This window comes from Novosphingobium sp. PASSN1 (assembly GCF_002278815.1).
This window is the reverse complement of sequence record NZ_NKIS01000001.1, coordinates 621,693-648,413: the sequence shown is the minus strand read 5'-3', so window position 1 is coordinate 648,413 and position 26,721 is coordinate 621,693. Positions and strand designations below refer to the sequence as shown.

Below are 26,721 nucleotides of genomic sequence, written 5' to 3'. Positions count from 1 at the left end.
CAGGCCCTTGCGCTCCATACAACGCCGAAGGGCAAAGCCGCCGTTTCGTTTGAGCTGGGCGCCATCGATGCCCAGTTCGAATTCTGCTGCGATGTCATCGGCCGCGCTGAAACGGTCCAGTTGATGGCCCAGCTCCAGAAGCTCTGTGTCGCTGCCGAGGCTTTCCAGCCCATGCCTTTGTTCTCGATGACGGATGACGCATCATGAAACGCACCGCAATAGATGTGCAGGGCCTGCAGCAGGCGCTGCGGGACTTTACCGCTCTGCTCGGCAGTGATCGCGTGTTTGCCTCCGACGAGGACAAGGACGCCTATTCCGATCACTTCGCCGGTGCGGATCAGGTGGCGGAGCACCGTCCTTCTGCCGCCATCGCGCCGGATACCGTGGAGGAAGTGCGCGAGATCGTGCGCATTGCCAATCGGCACGGCACCCCGCTCTGGCCGATCAGCCGGGGCAAGAACTTCGGCTATGGCGGCTCGGCGCCGGTTCTCGCCGGATCGGTCGTGCTCGATCTTTCGCGCATGAAGAAGATCGAGATTGATGAGCGCAACGGCACTGTGGTGGTCGAACCGGGGGTAAGTTTCTTCGACCTATACGATTTCATTCAGAGCAAGGGCCTGCCGCTGATCCTTTCGGTGCCGGGCAACAGCTGGGGCTCGGTGGCCGGCAATGCACTGGACAGGGGTGTGGGCTATACGCCCTATGGCGACCACGCCTCGCGCATCTGCGGGCTCGAAGTGGTGTTGCCAGATGGCGATCTGGTGCGCACCGGCATGGGTGCGATTGGTTCCGGGCCGACGTGGAACCTCTACAAGCCGGGCTATGGCCCCAGCTGGGACACGATGTTCTGCCAGTCCAATTTCGGCATCGTGACCAAGCTGGGCCTGTGGCTGATGGCCGCACCGGAATCGGTGCTGGGCCTCAACATCGATGTCGACAAGCCGGAAGACCTCGGCTGGCTGATTGACACGCTGGCCCCCTTGCGGCGCAATGGCATCCTCCAGCAATCGCCCTCGATCGGCAACTGGCTGCGCGCCGCGGCCACGCTCACCACGCGCGACCAGTGGGCCAAACCCGGCGAAAAGCTTGGCCCAAGTGCGATTTCGGCCATCCGGCAGAAGTTCGGCATTGGCTGGTGGGCGGTCGCGCTGCGGTTCTACGGCCCGCTCGAAATCACCGAGGCGACGATGCGCGTTGTCGAAAAGGCGTTCGAGGGGAAACCGATCCAGAAGCTCGGCCGCACCCGCTGGGTGAAAGGTGATCCGCCGGAAGGCTCACCGGTCACCGGCGTTCCGCTGACCTATCCGCTCGCCAACGCGAACTGGTTCGGCGGGCGGGGCGGACACCTCGGCTTCTCGCCCGTGCTGCCGGTCGACGGTGACGCGGCGCTAAAGCTGTTCAAGCGCAACTATGAGCTGCACGACCAGTACGGCCTCGATTACCATCCCAGCTTCGCCATCGGCGAGCGGAGCATGAACAACGTCAACCAATTGCTGTTCGACCGCGACAATCCCGCCTTTGTTGCCAATGCGGACAAGCTGTTGCGGCAGCTGGTGAAGGAAGCCGCTGCGCAAGGCTATGCCGAGTACCGCGCGCATATCTCCTATATGGACCTCATCGCGGACACGTTTGATTTCAACGGCCACGCCCTGCAGCGCTTGAACCAGACGCTGAAGGATGCGCTTGATCCAAACGGCATCCTCGCGCCAGGCAAAAGCGGCATCTGGCCTACAGGTATGCGGGAGAAGAAGGCATGAGCCGGACCCTGTGGTGGATCGCCCCGCTGGCGCTTGCCGGAATGGCAAGTGCGCTCAGCGCCGCGCAAGCCGGACAGAGCAGCCCCAACGCCAATGGCGAGCAGAAGGCCAACGCCGGGGCCAACGCGCAGCAGGACCGCTCGTCCCGCAGCCCGGATGAAGCGCTGTTCGTCGAGAAATGCGCCATGTGTCATCGGCGGATGGGTATGGGCACCGCCCTGCTGGCGCGCCGGATGGACCCTGCGCTCGCGCAGCTGGAAGCGCGCAACGACCTGACGGTTGATTACGTCAAGACCGTCGCGCGGCAAGGCATGGGCAATATGCCGCCGGTGCGGCGTGGAGAACTCTCCGACGCGCAGCTGGACCGGATCGCGGCTTATCTTGCAAAGGCCAAGCCGTGAAAGGGCCAGTGATCAGCCGCCGCAAGGCCATGGCAGGCTTGGCCGGGGCCGGAGGTGCACTCGGCGTATCGCTGGGGCCTGCGCTGGCACAGGGAAATCTGGCGGGCGGCAGCAACACCGCGTTGCTGCTCATCGATGCACGCCAGACCGACCCAGCGACGCTGGCGATGGTGGAGCAGCTCTACCCCGCCCAGCTCTACGAGGTACTCGGACAAGAGCCGGTGCGGGCCTGGCGCGACGGGCTGGAAGCGGCTGTACGAAAGGCGGGGGCGACGCATGTGATCGGCCGGTGGGACACGGTCTATGTGCTCTCTATGTTGGGCCGGGAGGCGGCGCTTCGCCCGAGCATCCAGCAGCTGGGGCACAGCACGTTCTGCCTGACCCTGACCACGCAGGCCTGACACCGCGCGCTCGCATTGCTCCAGCTGCGGCCAACCATTGTCAACCAAGCGACGATCCACATAAGCCCAAACCGGACCACCCGGTTAGTGCAGATCAAGCCGTGAAATGAAACTCTCTTTCAGCCGCTCTGTCGCTAGCAATCATTATAGTCCTTGCCTTTGCACAGCTCAAAAACCTCCCGGAGAGATCTGGGCTTTTGGCCCGTAATGAATTCGACGTGATGTGTCAGAATGCCGTTATAGCCAGCCTGAAACGCGACGTCCGCAGTCACCATTTCTTCACTGCACCACAGATGGGCGTCGGGGTGGCCGTCCATGCCTTCGGCATATTGGCGCGGCACGCCCATCGCATCAAGCATCGCATAGCGCTCTTCCACGCTCACCGGCACATAGCGGATAGGAACATCGAAAACCTCGCTTGCCATGGCGGCGATGTCACGGAAGCTGACCAGATCCGGTCCGGTAACTTCGTAAACAGCCCCATCGTGCCGCGCAGGATCAAGCATGCAGGCCACCGCCGTTCGGGCTATGTCGTTCTTTGAAATGGGCGCGAGCTTGCCGTTCCCCTCAACCTGCACCCATTCGCCGGAACGCAAGACTGGCTGTGCTGCAACCGTCGGGAAAACCTCTGCGTAGCAGGCGTTGCGCATGATCGTGTAGCCGATGCCGCAGCGGCGCAGGTCATCCTCGGTGACGATGTGATCTGACGCCGAAAGGGTCGGGTTCTGCGGGTGGATGCCCGCCGTCGATGTGTAGACGATGTGTTTGATGCCAGCCCGCTTCGCCGCATTGATCGCGTTGCGATGCTCCGGCACGCGCTTGGTGACGGCCAGGCTGCTGATCAACATCAGCACATCAGACCCGGCATAGGCGCGTTCTAGTGCCACAGGATCGTTGTAGTCGGCGGCATGGACCGCAACGCCGCGTTGCCTGAGCGCATCGAGATTGTTCGGTGTGCGCGTGCTGACAGAAAGGTTTTCAGCCGGGATTTTCTCCATCAGCTGCTCGGTGATCTTCCTGCCAAGACTGCCGGATGCGCCGCTAATGACATATTTGGTCATGCTCAATACCCCACTGTAAAGCGTTCGCGGTGATGCCGGGGCGTGATGACCTCTTCGATCAGCGCGAGCGCGAAATCCTCGTTGGAAATCGAACTTGTCCCATCGGCGGCGAATAACATGTCGTCCTTGCCGGTGCGGTATATCCCTGTGCGCTGCCCCGGACGCAGCCACGCGGAGGGCGCCAGGAACACCCAATCAAGATCCGTCACCGGTTTCAGCAGATAATAGAGAGCGCGGGTGCCCAGGATCGCGTTGCGGTGCGGATCAAACGCCTTGTCCCAATGACTTGAATCAAGATATTCCTTGCCTTCCGGTGTCATGAGACTGGCCGCTCCCCCGACACAGACAAGGCGGGAGACACCGGCAAGCCGTGTGGCAGCAATGATCGCTTCGTGCCCTGCGATGCATTGATCATATACATCGGCCATGCTGGTAGCGCGCCCCGGGTGAAAGGCATGGATTACCGTGTCATGTCCTCGAAGGGCGTCCGCCAACGGACCAGCGTCGAACACATCACCCTTTACGACTGTCAATCGCTCATGCCGCATGACAGCGGCGGGATTTCGAACGATCGCTGTCACGACGAGCTCCGGTCGTGTCAGAGCCTCCGTCAGCACGTATGATCCAGCAAAGCCGGTGCCGCCCAGGATCGCGATCTTCACAAGTATCCCTTTCCGGCGATCATCCAATGAAACTTGGCACCATACTGGGCGGGCATGAAAGGGGCAGGCGCCGCAGCACCCGCCCCCATTGCCTCAGAACTTCTTCTTGACCGTTACGGCCCATTCTCGCGGACGACCGGGCATGCCCGAGATCGAACCCGCACCCGCGCCCGTTAGGTCGAACTTCGAGAGGAAGTAGTACTTGTCGAAAAGGTTCGTCACCTCAAACGATACGTCCAGATCCCGGCCAGCGTTGCGCCAGGTCAGCCGCGCGTTGGCCAGTGTGAAGGCTGCAGCGGTGGCATAAAGGTCCGAAGGCGAACCCTTGGGCGCGATCGTCGCGGTGCCGGCAATCGCCCCCTGATAAGCGGCGTCGAAGCGCGGCGTGATCGACCCGGCACTGCCTAGATCAGCCTCATACTGGATGCCGGCGCTCCACTGCGCCTTGGACACGCCGCGCGGCGGCGAGACCAGCTGGCTGACGAGCGCGGGATCGGTGGAGCAGCCGCTGGTCGCTCCGGCAGGATTGACCACGGCCGGCACAACGCACTTCCACTTCCAGTCCAGCACCGAGGCCGAGGCATCGATCTGCAGGCCCTTGACCGGCTGGACGAACAGTTCGGCTTCGAGGCCCTTCACGTCGGCATCGCCTGCATTCTGCGGCACGGCGCAAGGGCCGGGGCCGCCGAACTGCGGGCAGGAAAGCAGCGTCAGCTGCGCGCCCTTGAACTTGTTGTAATAGGCCGAAACGTTGAAGCGCACGCGGCGGTCAAACAAGTCCGTCTTGAGGCCCAGTTCGAAGGCGGTAAGCTTTTCCGGACCGAACGGCACGGCCTGCGCCGCGTTGAACGGACGCGGCGCAATGCCGCCGCCCTTGAAGCCGGTCGAGACCGTGGCGTAAGCGAGCACTGCGGGCGAGAAGCGGTAATCCGCGCTGACCCGGTAGTCGAACCGGTTGCCGTTGAAGCGGCCCGTGCTGCCCGTCAGTGCTTTGCCGTTTGGACCATTGTAACCGGCCCCGTTCGCAGCGCCGACCGGATCGAGGAAGCCGTTGATCGTCTTGCCATCAAGATTGAAGCGGTTGAACGTATAGGCCTTCGATTCATTGGTGTAGCGACCGCCCAGGGTGATCGTGAGCGCCGGGGCCGGGTGGATAATCGCAGTGGCGAACGCAGCCTTGGACTTCGAGCGCACCGGATCGTTGCCGATGAACTGCAGCGGGAACAGCGGCAGCGGGCCGGTCGGCAATGCAATCGCCACATACCGGATGTCCTGCAGCGTGTAGTAGGTGGTCTTCTCGTCCGAGATGAAGCCGCCGACGGTCAGGTCAGCCAAATCGCCAAGCTTTGCGTTGAGGCGCAGTTCCTGGCTGACAAACCAGCTATCGAGCTGGCTGATGCCGAAGCCGACATTGGCCGGCGAAAGATCGCCATCGGGGCTGAAGCCCGTATCGAACTTGCGATAGGCGGTGATCGACTGGAGCTTCAGATCGTCGTTCAGCTTGAAGTCCGCATTGGCGGAGAGGCCCCAGCCTTTGTATTCCGTGCGCCCGGTGCCCTGCGTGGCCGCCATCGGCAGGCCATTCAGCGGCGGGATCGCGCCAGCGACGAAGGATGCGGCCGTGTTACCGGTCGTCGCATAGTTGCAGAAGCGGCCGCAGATGAAGCGCGAGTCAAATGGGAGGCCATTCGAGGTCGCAACGTTCGGATTGGTGTTGTTCGCATAGAGCAGCACTTCGGCCGAGTTGCGGCGGCTGTCGCGGATATAGTCGCCGCTGACCGTGAAATCGACGGCATCCGATGGGTTGTAGCGCACGATGCCGCGCAGCGCTTTGTAGCCGACGTCACCATCCTTGCCGACCACGCAATTGGTCCCGCCCGCACGCGTCGGCACGCCGCTGGCCGGGAACGCACAGCCATAATCGATGTTCTTCACATAGCCTTCCTGGTCCGCGAACGTGCCCGAAATGCGTGCGAAGAGATCTTTTGCGATCGTGAAATCCACGCTGCCGCGCAAGTTGATGCGGTTGCGGATGCCGTAAGTGGCCGAGAGATAGCCGCCCGCCTCGCCGGTCGGCTTGCGCGAGATGAACTTGATCGCGCCGCCTTCGGAGTTGCGACCAGTGAGCGTGCCTTGCGGGCCGCGCAGGATTTCGATGCGCTCGACATCGAGCAGGTCGAAGTTGGCGCCGACGAGGCGTGGATAATATACATCATCGATGTAGAGACCGACGCCGGGTTCCAGCGCCGGGTTGAAATCGATCTGGCCAAGCCCGCGGATCGAAGCCGTGATCGAAGGACCGAAAGCCGCCGTCGTTGGGCGCAGCACCACGCTCGGTGCCTGGTTGGCAACTTCGGCAAGGCTCGTCTGGCTGCGCGATTCCAGCAGCTTGCTGTCGACCGCGGTAATCGCCAGCGGCGTATCCTGCAGGCGCTGTTCGCGGAACTGCGCGGTGACCACGATTTCGTCCGTGGTGGCGGGCTGCGCGGCTTCCTGCGCCTGCGCCGCTGCGCCGGTGCAGAGGGCCAGCACCGAAGCGCTGAGGCCCAGCCGGAGCGCTGACAGACGGATGGTGGTGGTCTTGCGTTCTCTCATATTCCCTCTCCTGCATTGCCGGATCGAAACGCGCCCGGGCTGATTTGTGTGATGTTGAATTGCGCGGCTAACCGGCGAAACGCGGCTCTGGCAGGCCAGTGAAACCCAGCCCGTCGATCACGAACGTTTCCCCGTCGAGCGGATCATTGGCGCGTCCCATGAAGGACGGATCGAGGCTGGGGACGAACAACCGGTCCAGCCCGGCGCCGCCGAACATGACGCTGCCCGGCAGGCGAACCGGCATGTCGATGATCCGGTCAATCGAGCCATCGGCCAGGAACCGGACCAGCTTTCCGCCCTCGCAGATCGCGCTCCACACCCCGCCAAGCGTATCGACCGTTGCGCCGTCGGGTATCCCGCCAAGCTCGGCCGTGCTGGCAAAGAGGCGGCGGTTCGAAACGGCGGCCGTCTCGATATCGTAGTCGTAGGCGTAGATCTCGTTCCGGATCGAATCCGCGTGATAGAACGTGGCGTTGTCCGGCGACCAACAAGGCCCGTTCGATAACGTTATGCCATCGTCGATCACGCGTAGCTGCGAGGCTCCGGGCTCCAGAACGTAGAGCTTGCCCCGAGCATCCTTCATGCCCCGGTCGCTCGATCCGACGATGAAACGGCCCCGCCGATCGACCTTTCCGTCAGCCAGTTGCACCTGATCGTCAAGGTCCGGGCTTGAAGCAATCAGGGTGCATTCACCGGCATCAAAGTCGAGCGCATAGACGCCATCGGCCAGCGCGACGATCGCTCCGCCGCCCTCGCGCAGAGCCATGGATCCGATCACGCCGGGAACCTCCCAGGTCCGGGTTGCGCCGGTCACGGGATCAAGATTGTGGACTTTGCGACCTAGGATATCGATCCAGAACAGCAGCCCAGAGCCGACGTCCCACACTGGCCCTTCGCCCACAAGGCAGCGCGGCACTTCCAGCTTCGCAATCTGCATTGCAATCTCCCATCCCCGATCTGTGACCGGTGGTTATGCGGTATAATCATTTAACACCATTAAGGAGTCAAGCGCCGATGCTAGTTTTTCTGCTTATCGGGGCGTGCAAAGGGGCGGCAGACCAGCTCGAACCCGAGGGAAGTCGCGCCGCATCGCGATCAAGATCTTTGGCGTGGCGCAAGCAAGAGCTCTGGAGTGAATGATGATTGGCGATGGCTTCACCCAACAGGAGGGATGCGGTCACGAACTTTGCCGGTGGGCAATTGCGCGACCGTAGAGCGGGTTCGCGTCCGCCGTTCTTTTGATGTGGCGACTTGGCGGAAAGCCAAAATCGTCACCAAGGAGGGTGTCGATCCAAGCTGCGCCACCGATACCGAATTCAACCCTTGAGCGGTGCAATCAAGCCGCCGCAGAATGGGTTCAAATGGCGGACCTCAATGCGCTAATTTTAACGGCTCCCATGCCTTCCGACCGCCGATCTTAGCTGGACCCAGATCTTGCAGTAGAGGTGGCTATTTGCTTCCGTGAAGTGGAACATTGGCAAAGAGCGTCGAGCACAGTGGCTTCCTCTCAGACGCCTGATGGGCTAGGTATCCTGCGAGATTGAGGCCCATTCCTCCGAAAACATTGGGCGGAATTTCCCGAACACAACACGCACAAATTGGGAACAAATTCAGGCACACCGTACGCGACTTGTCGCAGGTTCTAAGATATTGGGATGATTGCCTAAAATGGTGATTTCAGCCCCTTCGGCGCTTTCCCGTCACTCTGACTTGCAGGGTATAGCGGCACGTCTGCCTTTCGGGCGGGGAGGCGAAGACCGCACAAATCCTCGCTCTCGATGTTCTTGACATGTTCTATTGATCGATGTAGTTTGCTCCTCACTTTCGCAGGGTGACCAGGCTCCTTCATTTGAAGGAATCTGCCAATGTCACGACCCAAATGCCTCCAGACTTACGTCTCGGACGAGCTTGCCACGCGTGCGCGCGCAGCAGCAGCCGCCAGCGGCCTTGCCGTCAGCGAATGGCTCCGCACGCTCATTGTCCGCGCCTGCGATAACGACCTCTCGGCTGCCAGCGATCGCAGTGTTCTGATCAAGCTCTACCGCCAGTCGCTCTTCACCATGGTCGGAGTCGATGCCCTCCTGGCGGGCCATAGCGACCATGCTTTGCGCGAGCGCGTTCACACCGTGTTTGCCGATCGCTGTCGCGCCGCAGCTCTCTCTGAATCCACCGACGAAGGAAGCAGCCATGAAGCGTGATCTCGGCAACTTCACCCGCGGCAGCCAGCTCATCGAGCACTTCGGCTTCATGTTCGCAGCGGGCCTCAAAGGCCCGCTGATCATTGCCTTGATCGTTACCTGCTGGATGACCTGGTGGACGGTGTCAGCAGGCATGACTGACCATGAGGTCTACCTCGCGTGGATGCGCGCCTACGCTGCCGGATACCATTTCATGGAGTTCGATCCCAGCCACGATGTGCAAGTGCGAACGGCTTGGGGCAGGTCCGTGACCTTCCCTATATCCCTGCTCGATGTCTATCCGCCGGTGGTACGCGCCTGGCGGCATTTGATGACTCTCGTCGGTGTCGCTCTGGCTTGGTCTGCCCTGTTCCTTGTGCCTCTGTTCGTCGCCTGGATCTGGTTCGCCGCCCGGTTCGGCGGCAAGGCCAAGGAACGCAAGCACGAGCGCGGCGCAATGCTCACCGATCTCGCCGATCTCAAAGCGCAGATTCGCGAGCACAACACAGCCGAGCAGCGCAAGGAGTGGACCGCCAAACTCGGCCATCAGTGGCGCTTGTGCTCGAAGGAGGAACTCGGACGTGCCTTTCCCTATCGCCCGTCAGCTATCGCCGGGGTGACCTATCCCTGGCGCCTCGAACAGAGCCACGCGATGCTCATTGGCACCACCGGCATGGGCAAGACCGTGGCGCTCTCGGATATGATCGAGGAGGCCCGCCGCCGCGGGCAACGCGCAGTAATCTTCGATCTGACCGGGCACTTCATCGAGCACTTCTACGAGCCCGCGCGTGATGTGATCCTCAATCCGCTCGACGCGCGCTGCCCGCGCTGGAGCGTTTTCGACGAGTGCCGCGACGAAGCCGAGTTCACCGCTGCTGCCGAGGCTCTGGTGCCCCACGATGGGGGCGGCTCGGAGCAGTTCTGGGTGCTCGCTGCGCGCCTGCTGTTCGTCGAGATGTGTCTCAAGCTGCGCGCACGCGGCGCGGACAGCAACGAGGCTTTGGCGCGCGAACTCATGACGGCGGACCTTGCAGAAGTGCACAAACTGATGCGCGGGACGATTGCCGATCCGCTGACCGCTCCCGAGGCCGCACGCATGGCGGAATCGATCCGCGCGGTCTTCAACGCGAATGCCAAGGCGCTCAAGTTGCTGCCGCGCGAAGGCCCGTGTTTCTCGATGCGCAAGTGGATCGAGGGCGCCGGGAAACCCGGAGGCTTCGTCTTCATCTCCGCCCGCTATGTCGACCTCAGCGTGTGCACACAGCTCCTCACCGTCTGGCTCGATCTCGCGATGAACACGCTGATGACACTCGATCGCACCCGCGACCTGCGCATCTGGTTCTTCATTGACGAACTGGGCGCGCTCCACCGCCTCCCTGCGCTCGAGAAGGGTCTGCAAACCGCGCGCAACTTTGGCGGCGCGATCGTCACCGGGATCCACGCCTATGCCAAGCTCAAGGAGGTCTACGGCGAAAACATGGCGATGACCTTGTCCTCGCTTGCCCGGACCAAGCTGATCCTCGGGACGGGCGACCGCGAGACAGCCACCTGGTGCTCGGACTTTATCGGTCACACACAGGTCCGCGACATGGAGGAGGGCTACACGTATGGCTTCAACAATGCCCGTGATGCGGTCAGCCTGACCTCGCGCAAGCTCGTTGAACCTCTGCTTTTGCCCGACCAGCTCAAGGACCTTCCTCGCCTCAACGGCTATCTCAAGTTCCCTGATGGTTTCCCTGCGGCGGAGGTCGAGCTCACGCCTGTTGATCGCCGGATGCGCTCCAAAGGGTTCATCCGCAGGGCCGCAGACCCCATCCCAAACAGACCGGTTGCACCACAATCGGATGAGGGCAGCAACCGGGGCGAGGGGCCGACCGCAACAAGCACCGAGCACCCGTCATCGAATGACGATGGCGCCGGTAGGAGGCTCGATCTGCGTCAGGGAGTACTGCCACTTGTGCAGCCCGAACGCCTACCGCCCGAGGGCCTTGATCGCAGTTGGGCAGAGCTCGACCTGTTCGATTCGACTGTTCCAGCGGGCACTGGAGATGGAGCTGGCGGGCGCCCAATCGCTTCGCGTGATGGCGGATCAGCGGATGAGAGCGCGATGCTGCCAGGAGCAGGTACAGCGCCGGCTCACAGGGGCGGCCCGGTGCCTGCGAAGAACTCTGGCGGAGGTCAGGAACCAAGGGAGACGGTGGCTGCTGGCGGCAGGCTCTCGGGAGCCGGACGCAGTCCAGCGCTCCCGGATCATGGCAAGCAGGAGGGGCCGCTGGCACCCACCGATCCGCGGCGTCTGGCGTTGGAGGATGATGCAGTCGCACCGGATCACGGCCCCCCCGAGCCGCGCAATCTCGGCGAGTTCGATATCGATATCTGACGCGTGATCCCTGCCTGGTGAAAGGCCCCAGTCCATGCTGTCCGTTGCCAATGTCCGCACTGCGGGCGGTGCTGCCCGCTACTTCGCCGCCGACAATTACTACACCCGTGCCGATGCCGATCGTTCGGGCGAATGGTTCGGCAAAGGCGCGGACAAGCTGGGGCTCTCGGGTGAAGTCGATGCCAAGGCGTTCGAGGCAATCCTCAAGGGATTTCTGCCCGATGGAACCCGCCTTGGCACCGACAAGCGCGAGCACCGGGCAGGGACCGACCTCACCTTCTCGATGCCCAAAAGCTGGTCGCTGCTTGCCTTGGTGGGCGGCGACCGGCGCATCCTTGAGGTCTATACCGAAGCGGTCAAAGAGACGCTCGCCTGGGCCGAACGCAATCTCGCCGAGACCCGGATCGAGGTGCGCGGCAAGGACAAGGCCGTGGCGACTGGCAACCTGACCGTCGCGCTCTTCATGCACGACACCAACCGAAATCAGGAACCGGGTGCCCACATCCATGCGGTGGTCGCCAATGCGACGCAGGGGCCGGACGGCAAGTGGCGCGCCCTGCGCAATGACAAGCTTTGGGACCACAACACCCTGCTCAATGCGATGACGATGGCCCGTTTCCGGATCTCGGTCGAGCGCCTTGGATATGAGGTTGGCGAGATCGGCAAGCACGGCAACTTCGAGGCGGTCGGCGTGCCAAAATCCGTGCGCGACGCTTTCAGTTCGCGCCGCGCAGAAATCCTTGGGCAGCTGGAAGGCATGGCCTCGCGCGGCCTTGCCGCGCGCAGCGCTGCCAACCTGATGACCCGCTCTGAAAAGAGTGTCGTCGAGGACCGGTCAGCGCTTGTCAGCGCGTGGAAAGAGAAGGCTAGGTCGATCGGCTTTGATCCCTCCGTCGTCATGGCCCGGGCCAACGCGCGTGCGGCTCAGGGCCTCGGCGAGGTCGGCAGACTTTCCTCGGTTGTGCGCGGGACTGCCGCGAAAGCACAGGACCTGGCCGCCGCACTGGCCGAGCGCTTCGGGCTGAGGGAGGGCGATCCGTTGATGCCGCGCGACATGGCCAAGCGGTCACCCGAACAGGTCGCTGCGGCCCACGCCGTAGCATCGGCTGTCCGCCACTTGTCAGAGCGCGAGGCGGCGTTCTCCAAGGTTGATCTCTACCGGGCGGCGCTTGGCTTTGGCCTCCCGGCAGCACTGCCTGCGATCGAGCAGCGTGTGCAGCAACTCGTCCGGCAAGGCGCGCTTCAACGCGGCGCTGGCGCCAATCAGGGCATGCTCACCACGAAGGACGCGGTCGCCTCCGAACTGCGCATCGTTGCGGCCGTGGAAGCGGGCAGGGGGAAGGTCTCGCCGATCATCGGCGCAGATGAAGCCGGTGTTCGGCTGCAGGGCCTCTCGCAGCTCAAATACGGCATAACCTTGAACGCCGGGCAAGAGGGTGCGGGACGCCTGCTGCTCGGCTCTACCAACCGCATCGTCGCCATCCAGGGCGTCGCGGGCGCCGGCAAGAGTACCGTCCTCAAGCCCGTGGCCGATATCCTGCGCGAGCAGAGCAGAACTGTGCTTGGCCTCGCTGTGCAGAACACATTGGTGCAGATGCTCGAGCGCGACACCGGGATCCCGTCGATGACGGTCGCGCGCTTTCTGCGCCGCCATCAAGACTTGCTCGAGGGCGGCAATCCGGCCCGGCTTGCCGAGGCGCGAGCTGAGATGAAGGGCGCGGTGATCCTGCTCGACGAGGCTTCGATGGTCGGCAATGCCGACAAGGAAAAGCTGGTCCTCCTCGCCAACCTTCTCGGCGTCGACCGCTTCGCCAGCATCGGCGACCGCAAGCAGCTGGGGGCGGTCGACGCGGGCAAGCCCTTCGATGTGATGCAGCGCTCCGGCGTCGAAACCGCCACGATGAACACCAACATCCGTGCTCGCACCAAGAGCTTGCGCGCTGCGCAGCAGGCGGCGCAGGGCGGGCGGATCGATGATGCGCTGCGGCACCTCGGCAAGAATGTCGTAGAGGTAGGTGAGGGCGCGGCGATCGAAGCAGCAGCGGCGTGGCTGGCGCTCACGCCTGCCGACCGCGAGCGCACCGCGATCTATGCCTCGGGGCGGGCGCTGCGCAGCGAGGTCAATGCCGCGGTCCAGACAGGACTCAAAGCCAATGGCGAATTGGGCCAGACGGCGCTGGGGCTCGATGTGCTCTCACGCGTCAACGCGACGCGCGAGGAGCTGCGCTATGCGGTGAGCTACCGCCCCGGGTTGATCGCCGTGTTCGACCGTGAAAACCGGGCACAAAAGCTGGCCAAGGGCACTTACACCGTCATCGACTGCGACCGGCAGCGCGGCTTGGTTACGCTGGAGGGAGCGGGTGGCAAACGCACGGCCCTGCGCCTCGATCGACTCCGTCCCAACGGCGGCTATGACCCTCTGCGGCTCTTCGAGGTCAAACGCCTCGACATCCATGCCGGCGACCGGATCCGCTGGACCGAAACCGACCACAAGCGCGGGCTGATCAACGCCGACCAGGCGCGCATAACCGGGATCAGCAGGGATGCGGTCTCGCTGGTGACCTCGACCGGCATTGCGCATGATCTACCGGTCGATGATCCGATGCTGAAGCGGCTCGACCTCGCCTATGCGCTCAACGCCCATATGGCGCAGGGGCTGACATCGGATCGCGGCATCGCGGTTATGGACAGCCGCGAGCGCAATCTCTCGAACCAGCAGACCTTCCTTGTGACGGTGACCCGCCTGCGCGATGGCCTGACGCTCTTCGTCAACGACGCCTCGCGGCTTGGCGCGGCCATTGCCCGCAACACCGGCATGAAGCGCTCAGCGCTTGAGACGGTTGGCCTGCTTCGCGATGCGGCCGCCTCGGGGCTCGCCAAAGGAGTGTCTGAGCGGGGTGTGCAGAACGAGGCACCGGTGCAGAAGGAGCCGCCCGAGCGCGAGAAGGCTATGGTCAAGCCGTTCGAGATGGGGATATGAGGCGGCGTTTCAGACCTTGCGGCCGAACCACAGCACCCGGCCGACGATATTCACCGATCGCCGGTCAAGTCCTTGCCAGCTTGGGTAAGCAGAATTGTCGCTGACCACGGAAATCTTGCGACCCTGAGGCTCGATCGCCACCCGCTTGACGTTGAGCGCGCCGTCCATGCGCAGGACATAGATCCCGTCGCGCAGCTTGGATTGCTCGTCCGACACGTCGACCAGGACCTCGTCGCCATCGTGCAGTGTCGGCTCCATCGAGTCGCCGGTCACCTTGATGATCGAGAGGTTGGTCGGCTTGGCCAGGGTCAGCTTGCGTAGCCATTTGTCGTCGAAACCGAACTGGCCGGCTTTGGCCTCGGTCCCTGCAAGGGCACCGTGACCCGCCGAGGCTTCGACATCAAGCACCGGGATCTGGACCAGCTGCACGACCGGCGTGGCCAGGGCAGTAGGCCCACCAAGCAAAGTCTCATCGACCCCGAAGAACTGGGCGAGGATATGCCGATCCCGTTCGTCGAGGTGGCGAGGGCTGCCTTTGCGGAGGAACTGCTGGATATAGGACACGTTTCGGCCAAGCAGCCGCGAGATCGACGAGTAGTTGACGCCGCGCTGGCGGATCAAATCATCGAGCACTGCGCGTGGATCGTTCATGGTCTGCGTTCCTGAGATTCTAGGATTCCATCCTAGGGCTAGGAAGTATCCTTACATGGAACAAAAAGTGAACTCAAGATGGTTTCGACGATCGGCAATGTACCCTACGACCCTCAGGCTCGATCAAACCTGCGGGTTCGCGTAAGACCCCTGTTCCATCGCGCGAGGGGCCGCAGGACGACTGAGGTATCTTGTTGGCGCAAGTGCGATCACTGCTTCGTTGGTGATCCGTGCCCATCAGAAAGTTCGGAAATCCGGCGCGCAATCGCCTGCCAGGTCGCGATGCCAGTTTGGTCACCCTCGAGTACGAGTACGCCGATCTGTTCAGCAACGAAGAGCGCTGCCTTGTCGCCATGGGTCTTGAGGACCTCATTGGCGCAGGCCCAGAGCTCCCAGTCGCTCAGCATCAGCCAAATGCGCTGATTGCAGTGGCAACGGTTGCGTACAGCCCATAGGCAACCAGCGCACCTATTGCCAGAAACTCGAGGCGCAGTTTGAATGCCTGCGGGCGAATCTGACCTGCAACCCGGATCTGATCGCACACCAGTCCATTGAACCCCGCGCGTTGCCCGACAACCTCGACATGTGATCCGACAAGCCTGCGGGCAGCGCGGGTGTTATCGAGCTCCCACATGCCGCCGCCATCGGCTTCCAGGACAAGGCCGTTGGGACCGTGTTGGATGGTGCCGGTCAGGTGCTCCATGCTGCTCACTTGCAGGCTGGACCTTTCCAGTAGCGGTCCCAGCGCAGGACCGTGCCGGTTTTTATCATCGCGCAGGAGAGATCGGCCCCAGACGGGAAGCGGCACCAGGCGGCTGTTCTGTTGCCGCCGGCTGACCCCACCGACTGGCAGACCAATCGAGGCCCAGCTACAATGACGTGCCCGGTCTCGATTGTTCCGCGCGGTCCGCCGAACAACTGGACCATAGCATCGCGTGCTTCGATCGCCGTTGCGGCAGGGCAAGGCTGGTTTGAGCGGCACGTGCCGTCCATCTCTCGCGCCGCAATACCGCCAATGCGGAGGTGCGGACCCTCAGCGCACCAGACCGGCCCATCTCCATCCCAGACATGCGTGGGCGTGCAGGTGAATGTTTGGCCCGCAGAAATGACTGCAGCGGCTAAAATCTGGAACATGGCTACGATGTTTCATCCATTATTCTGAGCAATTGCCAACGCTAAGGCAAAGCCATCCTGAACTCTAGGACACATTCACGCCTCTCGCGCCGGTTTTGCGAGCGCCGGTCCGCGTTGAATTCCTGCTATGATAAGTTAGTCTAAGAGGCGTAGCGCCACAGGCCATGGCAAGTCATAACGATCGGGGGAATCTCGTTGACCAGTGAAGACCGGCGCCCGCGCTGGATCCGTGATCTTACTCGATTCCTACCGCTGAAGAGCCAGTTCGTGCTCACGGGTAACGTTAGGGATTTACAGATCCGCGTGATTGAAGATGTCGCCGTGGCAGCACCTCTTCGCGATGTGCTCTCGGCCAGCCTCGTCGAAGCTGGTTACGCGGCGGTCGTCGCCTACGACCCGTTGAACGGATTTACTGTGCTGCCGGGGCCTGATGCAATGGATGGAGATGAGGCTGTCCTTAACCGACTCGGCCTCGCCCCCGTGAATGGTCGTGCACAGGGCGGTCCGGACTTGCTCGCGGCTACACTCGAACGACTCGTCGAGCTCGACGGGGCTCCGACGGCGCTTGTGGTCGAGTTCGCCTCGCGGCTCGTAATTCGTGCGGACGCTTTGGCTGCTGCTGAACAACAGCTGTTTACCCGCGCCCATATTCTGAGCCAGTCAGCCGAGGCGCGCCCGGCCGGACCCAACCGGGAACCGCGCTTTAACACGGTGATTTGGATTGCCGAAAGGGAAGGTAGTCTTCCGGATTGGCTGATCATAGACAACCCGCACTTGCGCCATATCCCGATAGCCGTGCCCGACCGCGCTGCTAGAGCGATAGTTGCGCCATCGCTCATTGCCGGAATGCCGGGGGGGCGCGATGCAAGCCCCGAGGCGCTTGCGAAAGCACAGGACGACCTCGTCGACGCTACGGAGGGTTTGCTGCTCGTTGACCTAAGTGCCGTTGCGCAGCTTGCAAGGACAGAGAAAGTCTCAATCGGTGAGATCAGTGAGGCTGTCCGCCGTTATAAAGTGGGTGTCACTGAGGACGCGTGGCGCAAAATTGAGCCCGACCGGATCCGTGGCGGCGCCGAAGCGATCTCTCAGCGCGTAGTCGGTCAAGACCATGCCGTCGTGCACATGCTTGACATCATCAAGCGCGCCGCGACGGGCGTGGGCAGCGGAAAGCGCGGGGGACGCCCACGTGGTATCGCTTTCCTTGCTGGCCCTACCGGTGTCGGCAAGACAGAACTCGCGAAGACGGTAACCGAGCTGCTATTTGGAGACGAAAGCGCTTACATCCGCTTCGACATGTCGGAATTCAGTGCGGAGCATGCAGATCAGCGTCTCATCGGAGCGCCTCCCGGTTACGTCGGCTACGACATGGGTGGAGAACTTACGAACGCTGTTCGCGAGAAGCCGTTTAGCGTGGTGCTCTTTGACGAGATCGAAAAAGCTCATCCACGAATACTAGATAAGTTTTTACAGATACTTGACGATGGAGTGTTGACCTCTGGCAGGGGTGATCGGGTTTACTTCTCCGAGGCTCTGATTGTGTTCACGTCCAACCTCGGAATCTATGCGACAGCACCCGACGGCTCACGCGTCGCCAATGTCACACCCGATCAACCTTTCGAGGAAGTTCAATCTCGTGTGCGCTCGGAAATCGCGAACCACTTCAAGCTCGTGCTGAACAGACCGGAAATTCTCAACCGTTTCGGCGAGAACCTGATCGTATTCGACTTTATCCGCCCGACAGTTGCATTGCGTATTTTTTCTGGGATGGTCGACAGCGTCCTCGAAGACGCGAGGGGGGCGGGCTATGAGGTGGAGGTTGCGGCCGAAGCAATGGCAGCCTTGCAGGAGCTTTGCACCGCTGACCTCTCCAACGGCGGTCGGGGTATCCGCAACAAGATTGAGGCCCACCTAATCAATCCCCTTGCCCGCGCGCTCTTCGACCAAGATGTGAGCGGACCAGTGCGGATATGCTCTTTGGAGGCCGGTACGGTCACCACGCTTTTGCTTGAGGACGCCTAATGGAGGTCGGGATCTCCCGCATGCACTTTCCGGTGACGGCGCTTGGACCGGGAAATCGGCTCGGCGTGTGGTTCCAAGGCTGCTCAATCCAGTGCCCTGGCTGCATCTCCCGGGACACTTGGGAATTCGGCACCGGACTTGTCGAGATCGAACTGTTACTTGCGCACATAGCTGCGTACGCTGATGCAGATGGTCTTACGGTTTCAGGCGGTGAGCCCTTTGATCAGCCAGAAGCCCTTTGCCGCCTCCTCAAACATTGGCGAGAGGTCTCGTCCGGCACTGTTCTCGTTTTTACTGGTTTCGAGCTCGCCGATGTTGCACCATGGCTTAAGGCGAACCCGGGTCTTGTCGACGCACTCGTTACAGGACGCTACCGCTCCGAGGTGCCCCAAACGAAGGCACTTCGCGGGAGCGACAACCAGAGGCTTGTCCTGTTGACCGATGAGGCGATGGCTTTTGCCGCATACGATCAGAAAGCCGACTCAGCCGACCGCCGACTCGACGTCATGTTTGATCAGGACGGGGACGCCTGGTTCGCCGGTATTCCAGCTCGCGGCGCGATGGGCCGGCTTCGGCGTGCTCTGGCCACTAGTGGGCATGCAGCTGAAACGTCTGACATGCGGATCGAGCAGCACAAATGATGCGTTTTTGTCCCAACTGTCTGACGGAAAGGGCGCTAACCGAAAGCTTCTGTAGAGGTGAAGTCGATGGATCACCCTGTGACTGGCCGCTCTCGGCAATAGCTATCCGCCCATCTGGCTGGCGCCCCGTTCAGGCTACAGTTCTCCCGTTGCCAAACACGGCAACGGCTGCCTGCGTCAATGGCCATCCGGTCGAACCAAATGACCTTATGTGCCCATTGTGCGGTGAGGATGTAACGGTCAGTGAAGATCAGGTTTCAGGCTCTGTCGACACCCAGGTAACCGATACCAATCCGGCTGTTGTCGAGACGCACGTCGCTGGTTGGCCACTGTTGCGACGACTTCCCACAACGAGCGCCGTGCGCGAGCGATACGAGACCCGCCGCAACTCTGACGGGTTAGAAGCTGTTCTTACGCTTTATGCCGATGGAAGCGAGCCTGACCCGGAAATCTATGAAGCGATCAGGGCGCTCGATCGCGACCACGTCCCGGAGATTCTCGAGACTGGCCACTGGGATAATCGCGCATACGAGGTATCTGAGGACCTGCGCGGCGGAACCCTCGCTGACCTCGGACTGCTTCCAGACGACAACGAAACGCTTTCACGAATACTGGTCGAGGTTGGCGGCGCGCTTGCGGCGCTCGGCGAATGCGGCCTTCGTCACCGAGACTTGCGCCCCGGCGCAATCATGGTTCGAACGAGGGATCCGCTTGACCTTGTAGTCACGGGTTTTGGTTCCGCCCGCTTGTCGGACTACGATCTCGACGTTGTCTCACCGCTGGAGATCACACGCTACACTGCACCCGAGGCGGTGGCTGGCGGCGTCGCTGCTGCAAGCGACTGGTGGGGTCTTGGCATGCTGCTCCTCGAGCAGGTGACGCGCGGAGCATGTTTTGCTGGCGCTGACGACCAGACGTTTCTCATCAGCGTTCTGACAAACGGTGCTCCGATCCCCGATGACCTGCCGATCCATGTAAACGTCCTCTTGCGAGGCCTGCTGTCGCTCGACCGGCGGACCCGCTGGGGCTGGGATGAGGTGCAAAGGTGGCTGGTTGGCGATCTCCCCGAAGCCCCTCCCGTCGATCTTCGAACCATCGCCCAAGAGAGCCAAAGGGCCATTTCGCTCGGAGGAGTCCGGCATCCGAGCCCCGAACGGTTTGCTTTGGCAGCTGCAGAGGCAGTCCACTGGGACGATGCACGCGAGCTCTTGGTGAGCGGAGCGCTGGCGACATGGCTTGAAGAGGCTGGCCAGCCCAGGGCGCGGTATATCGAACTCCGTACGATCGCGAGATTGGATGACGTTAGCGAGGACTTTCGCACCGCACTCGCTCTGAAGTCACTCAACGCTGCCATGCCGCTTGTCGTCCGCGGCGAAATTGTCACGCCGGGCTGGCTGCTTAATCACCCCGAGGAGGGTTACGCACTCGTCACGGGACCGCTTCCTGATCGTTTGGAAGCGGCCAACGAGGAGCTATGGCTAATTCGTCTGAAAAGGCGAGTTGAGCGTGTGCGCGAACGCGCAAGTCAGCTGGCTATTGAGCTCGACGAGGCTCAGTTGCGAGTGTTCGCACTTTCGACATCGAAAACTCGGTTAGCGGCGGTCTGGGACGAGAAACGGCAGATCCTCCCGGATACGGACCACCCTGGCCTGTTGGCAATCATGGAACGGAGAGTGACCGAGGAGGAAGATTTCATTATTCTCCTCAGTGCGGCGATCGGACAGTTCCGCGCTGCCGAGACGATCGTCGATGAGGCCGCCGCCGCTGCACGCGGCGCGGGCATGCAAACCTTCGATCGCGACGCCGCGCTTGCATTCATGCGTCAGCCGCGCCGGGAACTTTATGCCGAGATTGAGCGCCGTCTTGAGGGTTTCGCAAGGTGCGGACGAGAGCGTATAGACGATTGGGGTGACCAATTTAGGCTGGAGCGTCGGCTGCCACTTGCGCGCGCTCTCGCGCTGCTTGCTGTTGCGCCAGAGGAATGGCGCCAGCCTCCAAAGCAGGCATATGTCGCAACTTTGCTGGACTTCTATGCCCGGCGGATAACCGGCGCGATCATGCGCGGTCCACTCACTCGAATGGTTATCGGCAAGACCACCGCCCGCGTCGACCTATTCGAGCTTACTAGCGAACGCCGACCAGCCCGTCAGTTGCTTGATCATGTGCTTTTGCGAGGTGAACAGGCTCTCGACATTGATCCAGCACCCCTAGCCGAGGATCCTCGGATTGAGAGGCGCCTTCGGACCCTCCACAGCCATGCGACCCTCTATCGCCGAGATACTGGCATCGATGGCCTCTACCTAGGCTTTCCGTTTTTCGTCATGCAGGAGACTAAGGCGTCGACCCGCCCGCGGATCGCGCCAGTTTTGCTTTGGCCGGTGAAGCTGAATCCTGAGGTCGGTGCGCGCGGCCGGGTGACGCTTGCCTTCGACCACGATCGGGAGGAAGTCCGGCTTAATCCTGCATTCGAAACACTTCTTGGAGTCGAGACAGCCGCACGCTGGCAGGAGTGTGCTAACGAGCTGCTCGGACGCGCCTCGGCTTCCGCGCGCGAAGTCGTTGAAGCATTCGCGGGCCTGGCCGAAATTCAAGGCGACGATCTGGGGCCACTCCCGTCCAAAGACTTACGGATCAAACCCGGCGACGACCGCATTGTCTGCGCGGCAGCACTTTTCCACCTCGGCTTCCTCGGCCAGGCAGTTATGGAGGACCTGAGGCAGCTCAAGGCATTACCTCCAACTGGGACCAGCCTCGAGACTGCTTTTCGCGTTGGCGAGCAGGTGGCGAGGCCCGAGCTCGTCGCCGTACCCGAGCGCCAGCGCTTTTTTACATCTGATAGCGACCCGTCGCAGGAAGCCGCAGTGCTCGAGGCCCGGCATGGACGTGGCCTGCTGGTGGAAGGTCCACCTGGAACTGGCAAAAGCCAGACTATCGTGAACATGGTCGCGGACGCGATCGGCAATGGCAAGAGCTTGCTCATCGTATGCCAAAAGCAGGCAGCCCTCGAAGTCGTGAACAAGCGCCTAGAGGCTGCGGGCCTCGGTGGTCGCATCGTCATGGTGAACGATGTTCACAAAGACCGTGAGCCAGTGATCCGCATGATCCGTGAGCAGCTCGAGGAACTCTTCCAACGGCCGGGCGGTGCGACCGGATGGCGCATGCAGCGTGAGCAGATGGCCGGTCGGATTGAGGCGCTTGAGCAAGAACTTGACGGGCATCATCGTGCCCTCCACGAAACTGATGCCGTCACGGGCATGTCCTACCGGCTCATTTTGGGCGACCTCATTGGCCTCGCCAGGGAGGGACCTAGCATTCCCTTGCCTTCGCTGCGGCACCTCGTCGGTGTGCTCAATCCGAGCGAGCTTGAAGTCTTGTTGGAACGCTGTGTGCCGATTGCGCGCTTATGGCTTCCGGCAAACTTCGAGGGCAGCCCACTCGCTGCGACTCGCTCCTTTGGCAATGACGAGGGAAGTATCGAGACCTTTGCAGGTGATTTAGCCTACTTTGCTGCGGCCGAACGCGAACGCGCTGACGTGATCAGGCGAACTCCCGATGCTCTGATAATCGAGGACCCGGAAGGTTATCGGACTTGGTCCGCTGAACACGGGGCAGTGCTTTTAGGCCTCGAACTGTCGGCGCGAGAGCGTCTTGCACGGTGGCTTGAGTCGCTGGGAGGCGCGAGCGTCAGACCCCGCGCGACCACGACAGCCAGAGTAGAACTGGCAATGCTCGAAAGGGGCCTACTTGGTCTTCCCGCGGACGAGGCCCCCGCCGATGCGATCGCTGTGGCGCAGGCGATGGACGACCAAGAACTGGATAGTTGGATCGAGGTTTCAGATCGGCTGCTCGCCAGCCCGGGATTTTTCGGGCGGCTGTTTCCGAACCGTTGGCTTTGGCTTTGGCGGCGAGGCCGCCTACTGCGACGCGAAGGTCTGGCTGACGCGTACGAGTTCGGCGCCGCGCTGAAACGTGAGAAGGCACTCCGCCCGCTTCGCGATCGGCTTATCGTAGCTGCAATCGATATTGGGGAACCTGCGGGAGACCTTGCTGGCATGCGCGTTCCCGACCTTCTTGCGGCTACGCGCAGTTTTGCCGCCGAACTGGATGCAGCTGAAGCGCTTGTGGTGCGGCTCGAGGCGTATCCCGAGCCTTTAACAGCAAAGGCTATGGCCCGCGCCGCGACGCGCGAGGCGGTTGTAGATCTCATGGAGGCTATACACCAAGGCCTCGCCCGTCACGATGCGAGGGCTACCAGTAGCTCGGCGCTCGCAAAACTGAAACCCTGGCTTGAAGATGACTGGAGCGAAGTCTGCTTCGAAGCGATTGTAGCGAACATTGACAATTCGGCTCGCATTGAGCCGATTTTAAGCGCTTTGCCTCACCTGTCCGCCTACCAAAAGTTCCGCGTCCGCGTGCCGCTGCTCGGTGAGCAGTCCATGGCAGTCTTTGCTGAGCTTGCACGCATCCGCAGCAAGCTCGAGAACTTGGTGGTAGGGGAACTGGAACCCTCAGTGCGCCGCATCATCGCCACGGAGTCCAGGCTCGCCTGGAAGACGCGCCTTGAGACTGCCGATCCGAACCTCCTCCTCGAAGCCAATGAGCTCGAGACAAAGGCGGCCTCGCTTGCGAGTGCAGCCCAAGAGATGCGAGCGCTCAACCGCCGCCTGCTCGTCGATGACATCGAAACCTGGCTCCTGAGGCCGATGCGAGAATGGGAGGACATAACCCGACTTCGCGGCGCGCGCGCGAGGCGAATGCGGGAATTTGTCGATCGCGGAGCCGACCTTGGACTGATGAGGCTGCGGCCTGTTTGGCTTGTGAATCCGGACGTTGCGAGCCGTCTATTGCCGCTTCGCAAGGCGCTATTCGACACGGTGATTTTCGACGAGGCATCGCAAATGCCCGTCGAGTACGCGCTGCCCACTCTCTACCGCAGCCGGACGATGATCGTCAGCGGCGACGAAAAGCAAATGCCACCGACTGCGTTCTTCTCTAGCCGCGTCGAGAGCGATGAGGCGGAGATATTCGAGGGCCATAGCGCGGATTCGGACCTGGCTGTGGAAGAGCGTGAGGTTATCGAGGAAACTTGGAATCGACGCGAGATAAAGGACTGTCCGGACCTTCTCCAGCTCGCGAAGACCGTTTTACCGCCGACGACGCTGCAGATTCACTACCGCTCAACCTACCGCGAACTTGTGCAGTTCTCGAACGCGGCGTTCTACGCGAACCGACTCAGTGTGCCGGCCCGCCACCCCGCCGAAGAGATCCGTCGTAAGCGGCCAATCGAACTCATTCGTGTTGATGGCACCTACATCGATCAGACTAATCCCGCTGAGGCTGAGCGCGTCACAGACGTGCTGGCCAAGCTCTGGTTGGAGGCACCCAATGCACCACCGACCGTTGGCGTTGTTACGTTCAACCGCAAGCAAGCCGACCTGATCGAGGACAAACTCGAGGAGCGCGCCGAGCAAGACCCGGCGTTTCGCGTCGCGCTCACTCGCGAGCGCGACCGCGTCGAAGGTGGCGAAGATATGGGTTTCTTTGTCAAAAACGTAGAGAACGTGCAGGGCGACGAACGCGACGTGGTCGTTTTTTCCTCTACCTTCGGCAGAAATGCGCAGGGGACCTTCCGTCGATCGTTCGGGGTACTCGGCCAAGCTGGTGGGGAGCGCCGCCTCAACGTTGCTGTGACCCGCGCAAAGAACAAGATTATTCTTGTGACTTCGATGCCGATTCCGTTGATTTCCGACCTGTTGACGACGCGGCGGCAGGCCGCGAGTCCGCGCGACTATCTTCAGGCGTACTTCGAATATGCGCGAACGCTCTCGGACGGCGATCTGGATGCGGCTGAAGCGCTTTTGTTAAGACTCACAAGCGAGCAGGGCCGTCGTCGCAGTCCGCTGAACGATGGTCATGACGGCTTTAAAGATGCAGTTGCTGCCGAAATTCGTGCGCTGGGCTGGGAGCCCGCATTGATCGAGGAGGGCGGCGCGTTTGGTCTCGATTTCGCCATTGAAGACCCGCGTACCGGCCTCTTTGGCATCGGCATCGAGTGCGATGCTCCGCGACACCCGCTGCTCGCTACGGCTCGCGCAAGAGAGATGTGGCGGCCGGCGGTACTGCGTCGATCGATACCTGCGCTTCACCGTGTCTCGTCGCACCGTTGGTACCACGAGCCTCAGATCGAGCGGGAACGCCTGCGGCATGCGGTCATCACGGCTTTAGGGAGACAAGTGTGAGCGGACCAAAGGTTGTGCGCGTGGTAACGCGCGAGGAGGTTCTGGCGATCTGTGAGCGATTGCTCGGCCGGGTTGATGCAGCGTTGACCGAGTGGCAAAGGGTTGGATTGCGCAACGATTGCCTCGAAGACGGCGCGATTGCGGCAGCCGAAGCGCGCCGCGCTGAACTTGCTCGGATGATAGCGGCTGACCAGTTTACTGAGCTGCAGAAAGCTGCCCCGCGCGAGGAGGCATTCCTCAGGCAGGACATCCAAGAGCGCCTCGGCGTGGCCGCGCGCCGGCTGGCTGAGGCACGCTCACGCGACCGGCGTGCGCGCGAAGCTGGAGTTACCCTGCTTCGCACACTGCGAGCAAGGGAAGCACCGATAGACAACGAATTGGCGGCCAAGATCGAGCGCGGCGACACTGCAGCGCTTTCCAAGGGCTTTGACCTCCTAGCAGCAGAGCCGAACAATCTGACTACAAACCTCGAGTTGGCAGGGAAATTGCAGACCAATGGGCAGGGCAAAACCTTTGCCGACTGGCTGGCGCTCCATGCCCCCCCGCCACTCGATCCGCTGGTCGAGGTGATTGCCCTCCGGCTCGACACTCTAAAACACCTAGTCAGCGACGAGATGCTAGCCGGATGGCAAGTACGACTAGATGAGGCGGAGAACGCCCCGTTGGCCAGGCGGGCGCTTGTGCTCGACGGCCTCACTGTCGAGACTGCGCGCGTCCACGAGGCCGAAGAAGGCCGAGCCGCAGCACTGTTCGATTTACGCCTTTTGCTTGCAGAGGCATCCGCTGCCGGAATAGTCGTGGCTGATGTCGGCAGGATTGAAGACAGCGCAATCACCGACATTGAGGCGCGCAAAGCAGAGATCAAAACGATCCTCGACGCCCACGAGCGCGAAACGGCGGCCGCCGCGCGTCGGGCTGCTGTGCTCGATGGTCTAGCCGGTCTCGGATACAAGGTTAGCGAAGGCATGACTACAACTCTGGCGCAGGAGGGCCGCCTGGTGGTGCGCTCCGCTGCGAGGCAGGATTACGGGGTGGAGATAACAGCTCCGGCTGGCGCAACCCGAATTCAAATGGCACCGATAGCGTTCACCTTGGGCGGTGCCGGGCCCGATCCGGCACGCGACCGCGATGCCGAAACGATCTGGTGCAGCGAGGTTACGGAGTTAGGCGCAAGGCTCGCCAAGGCGCAGGGTGAGCTCGTGATCGAAAATTCACTTCCAATTGGTGCGCGGGCACTGAAGCGCATAGCCGACCGGGAGCGGGAGGCACGCGAGAGTGTGGCAGCACCGGAGCTCAAAGGTCGGAGTCTGCAATGAAGGGGGTGCTCTAGTGGTCACCTCACGGCAGTTCGCACGTGGCATGGTTCGCACGATGCGCGCTATGGACCGAGCGGCCAAACAGGCTGAACGGCAGCGTGTTGCTCGTCAGCGTGGCATGGCCCGCCAAGCTCATCTTGACGCATCTGCGGAAGCTGTCGAAACCTACGAGACAATGATTGAGTCACTTACGGCTGCTCATCGGATCAGGTTTGATCGGCGAAACTGGCTCACCACAGCTACGGAGCCACTTGGCGCTGCGCCCCCTCGGAGTGACCAGGCAGAGCGCGAAGCGGCTGCAAGATTG

At 61.9% G+C, this 26,721-nt stretch carries 19 protein-coding genes; 11 read left to right on the top strand and 8 right to left on the bottom strand.

Annotation, left to right across the window (positions count from 1 at the left end; translation table 11 throughout):
• From CFE35_RS02910 to CFE35_RS02895, 4 genes are all read left to right on the top strand, one after another.
• Nucleotides 1-207: hypothetical protein (locus tag CFE35_RS02910; protein WP_292927740.1), on the top strand; the 207-nt coding region annotated here is incomplete at its 5' end.
• On the top strand, nucleotides 204-1,757 hold the full coding sequence (locus CFE35_RS02905; protein ID WP_292927738.1) for an FAD-binding oxidoreductase: 1,554 nt from the start codon (nucleotides 204-206) through the stop codon (nucleotides 1,755-1,757). The genes CFE35_RS02910 and CFE35_RS02905, both read left to right, overlap by 4 nt.
• Entirely contained in the window at nucleotides 1,754-2,158 is a 405-nt protein-coding gene (locus CFE35_RS02900) for a cytochrome c (RefSeq protein WP_292927736.1), read from the top strand. The genes CFE35_RS02905 and CFE35_RS02900 overlap by 4 nt, the downstream gene beginning before the upstream one ends.
• Nucleotides 2,155-2,559, top strand: a complete 405-nt coding sequence (locus CFE35_RS02895) for a twin-arginine translocation signal domain-containing protein (RefSeq protein WP_292927734.1) — start codon at nucleotides 2,155-2,157, stop codon at nucleotides 2,557-2,559. The genes CFE35_RS02900 and CFE35_RS02895 overlap by 4 nt, the downstream gene beginning before the upstream one ends.
• Nucleotides 2,560-2,693: 134 nt before the next feature.
• Here the strand turns inward: CFE35_RS02895 and CFE35_RS02890 are convergent, their stop codons facing one another.
• The 4 genes from CFE35_RS02890 to CFE35_RS02875 form a co-directional block, all read right to left on the bottom strand.
• Nucleotides 2,694-3,620 (bottom strand): SDR family oxidoreductase, encoded by a 927-nt coding sequence (locus CFE35_RS02890; protein ID WP_292927732.1) that lies wholly within the window; start codon nucleotides 3,618-3,620, stop codon nucleotides 2,694-2,696.
• A 2-nt stretch (nucleotides 3,621-3,622) separates the two neighbouring features.
• Nucleotides 3,623-4,282 (bottom strand): NAD(P)H-binding protein, encoded by a 660-nt coding sequence (locus tag CFE35_RS02885; RefSeq protein ID WP_292927730.1) that lies wholly within the window; start codon nucleotides 4,280-4,282, stop codon nucleotides 3,623-3,625.
• A gap of 93 nt (nucleotides 4,283-4,375) precedes the next feature.
• Entirely contained in the window at nucleotides 4,376-6,877 is a 2,502-nt protein-coding gene (locus CFE35_RS02880; RefSeq protein WP_292927728.1) for a TonB-dependent receptor, read from the bottom strand.
• Between the two features lie 67 nt (nucleotides 6,878-6,944).
• On the bottom strand, nucleotides 6,945-7,814 hold the full coding sequence (locus CFE35_RS02875; RefSeq protein ID WP_292927726.1) for an SMP-30/gluconolactonase/LRE family protein: 870 nt from the start codon (nucleotides 7,812-7,814) through the stop codon (nucleotides 6,945-6,947).
• Nucleotides 7,815-8,742: 928 nt separating this feature from the next.
• Here CFE35_RS02875 and CFE35_RS02870 point away from each other — a divergent pair.
• The 3 genes from CFE35_RS02870 to mobF are packed head-to-tail and all read left to right on the top strand — an operon-like array spanning nucleotide 8,743 to nucleotide 14,414.
• Nucleotides 8,743-9,075 carry a hypothetical protein gene (locus CFE35_RS02870; protein WP_292927724.1) on the top strand — a complete coding sequence of 111 codons (333 nt, stop codon included), beginning with the start codon at nucleotides 8,743-8,745 and terminating at the stop codon, nucleotides 9,073-9,075.
• Nucleotides 9,065-11,434, top strand: coding sequence for a type IV secretion system DNA-binding domain-containing protein (locus CFE35_RS02865; protein WP_292927722.1), 2,370 nt, complete (start codon nucleotides 9,065-9,067; stop codon nucleotides 11,432-11,434). The genes CFE35_RS02870 and CFE35_RS02865 overlap by 11 nt, the downstream gene beginning before the upstream one ends.
• A 34-nt stretch (nucleotides 11,435-11,468) precedes the next feature.
• On the top strand, nucleotides 11,469-14,414 hold the full coding sequence (gene mobF / locus CFE35_RS02860) for a MobF family relaxase (protein ID WP_292927720.1): 2,946 nt from the start codon (nucleotides 11,469-11,471) through the stop codon (nucleotides 14,412-14,414).
• Nucleotides 14,415-14,423: 9 nt separating this feature from the next.
• Here mobF and CFE35_RS02855 read toward each other — a convergent pair whose 3' ends face one another.
• From CFE35_RS02855 to CFE35_RS02840, 4 genes are all read right to left on the bottom strand, one after another.
• Entirely contained in the window at nucleotides 14,424-15,065 is a 642-nt protein-coding gene (locus CFE35_RS02855) for a S24 family peptidase (RefSeq protein ID WP_292927718.1), read from the bottom strand.
• Between the two features lie 209 nt (nucleotides 15,066-15,274).
• A complete protein-coding gene (locus tag CFE35_RS02850) occupies nucleotides 15,275-15,472 on the bottom strand; it encodes a hypothetical protein (protein ID WP_292927716.1) in 198 nt (65 codons plus the stop codon).
• Nucleotides 15,472-15,768, bottom strand: a complete 297-nt coding sequence (locus CFE35_RS02845) for a DUF5818 domain-containing protein (RefSeq protein ID WP_292927714.1) — start codon at nucleotides 15,766-15,768, stop codon at nucleotides 15,472-15,474. The genes CFE35_RS02850 and CFE35_RS02845 overlap by 1 nt, the downstream gene beginning before the upstream one ends.
• 5 nt (nucleotides 15,769-15,773) lie before the next feature.
• Nucleotides 15,774-16,199: a hypothetical protein gene (locus tag CFE35_RS02840; protein WP_292927712.1), complete on the bottom strand. Its 426-nt coding sequence runs from the start codon at nucleotides 16,197-16,199 to the stop codon at nucleotides 15,774-15,776.
• A gap of 195 nt (nucleotides 16,200-16,394) precedes the next feature.
• On the opposite strand from CFE35_RS02840, the gene CFE35_RS02835 reads away from it, so the two are divergent.
• The 4 genes from CFE35_RS02835 (at nucleotide 16,395) to CFE35_RS02820 (ending at nucleotide 26,414) form a co-directional block, all read left to right on the top strand.
• Complete coding sequence (locus tag CFE35_RS02835; protein ID WP_292927711.1) at nucleotides 16,395-18,218, top strand: AAA family ATPase; 1,824 nt, start codon at nucleotides 16,395-16,397, stop codon at nucleotides 18,216-18,218.
• A gap of 20 nt (nucleotides 18,219-18,238) precedes the next feature.
• Complete coding sequence (locus tag CFE35_RS02830; RefSeq protein ID WP_292927709.1) at nucleotides 18,239-18,859, top strand: 4Fe-4S single cluster domain-containing protein; 621 nt, start codon at nucleotides 18,239-18,241, stop codon at nucleotides 18,857-18,859.
• A gap of 359 nt (nucleotides 18,860-19,218) precedes the next feature.
• Nucleotides 19,219-25,098 (top strand): AAA domain-containing protein, encoded by a 5,880-nt coding sequence (locus tag CFE35_RS02825; RefSeq protein ID WP_292927707.1) that lies wholly within the window; start codon nucleotides 19,219-19,221, stop codon nucleotides 25,096-25,098.
• A complete protein-coding gene (locus CFE35_RS02820; RefSeq protein WP_292927705.1) occupies nucleotides 25,095-26,414 on the top strand; it encodes a hypothetical protein in 1,320 nt (439 codons plus the stop codon). The genes CFE35_RS02825 and CFE35_RS02820 overlap by 4 nt, the downstream gene beginning before the upstream one ends.
• Nucleotides 26,415-26,721: the final 307 nt, after the last annotated feature.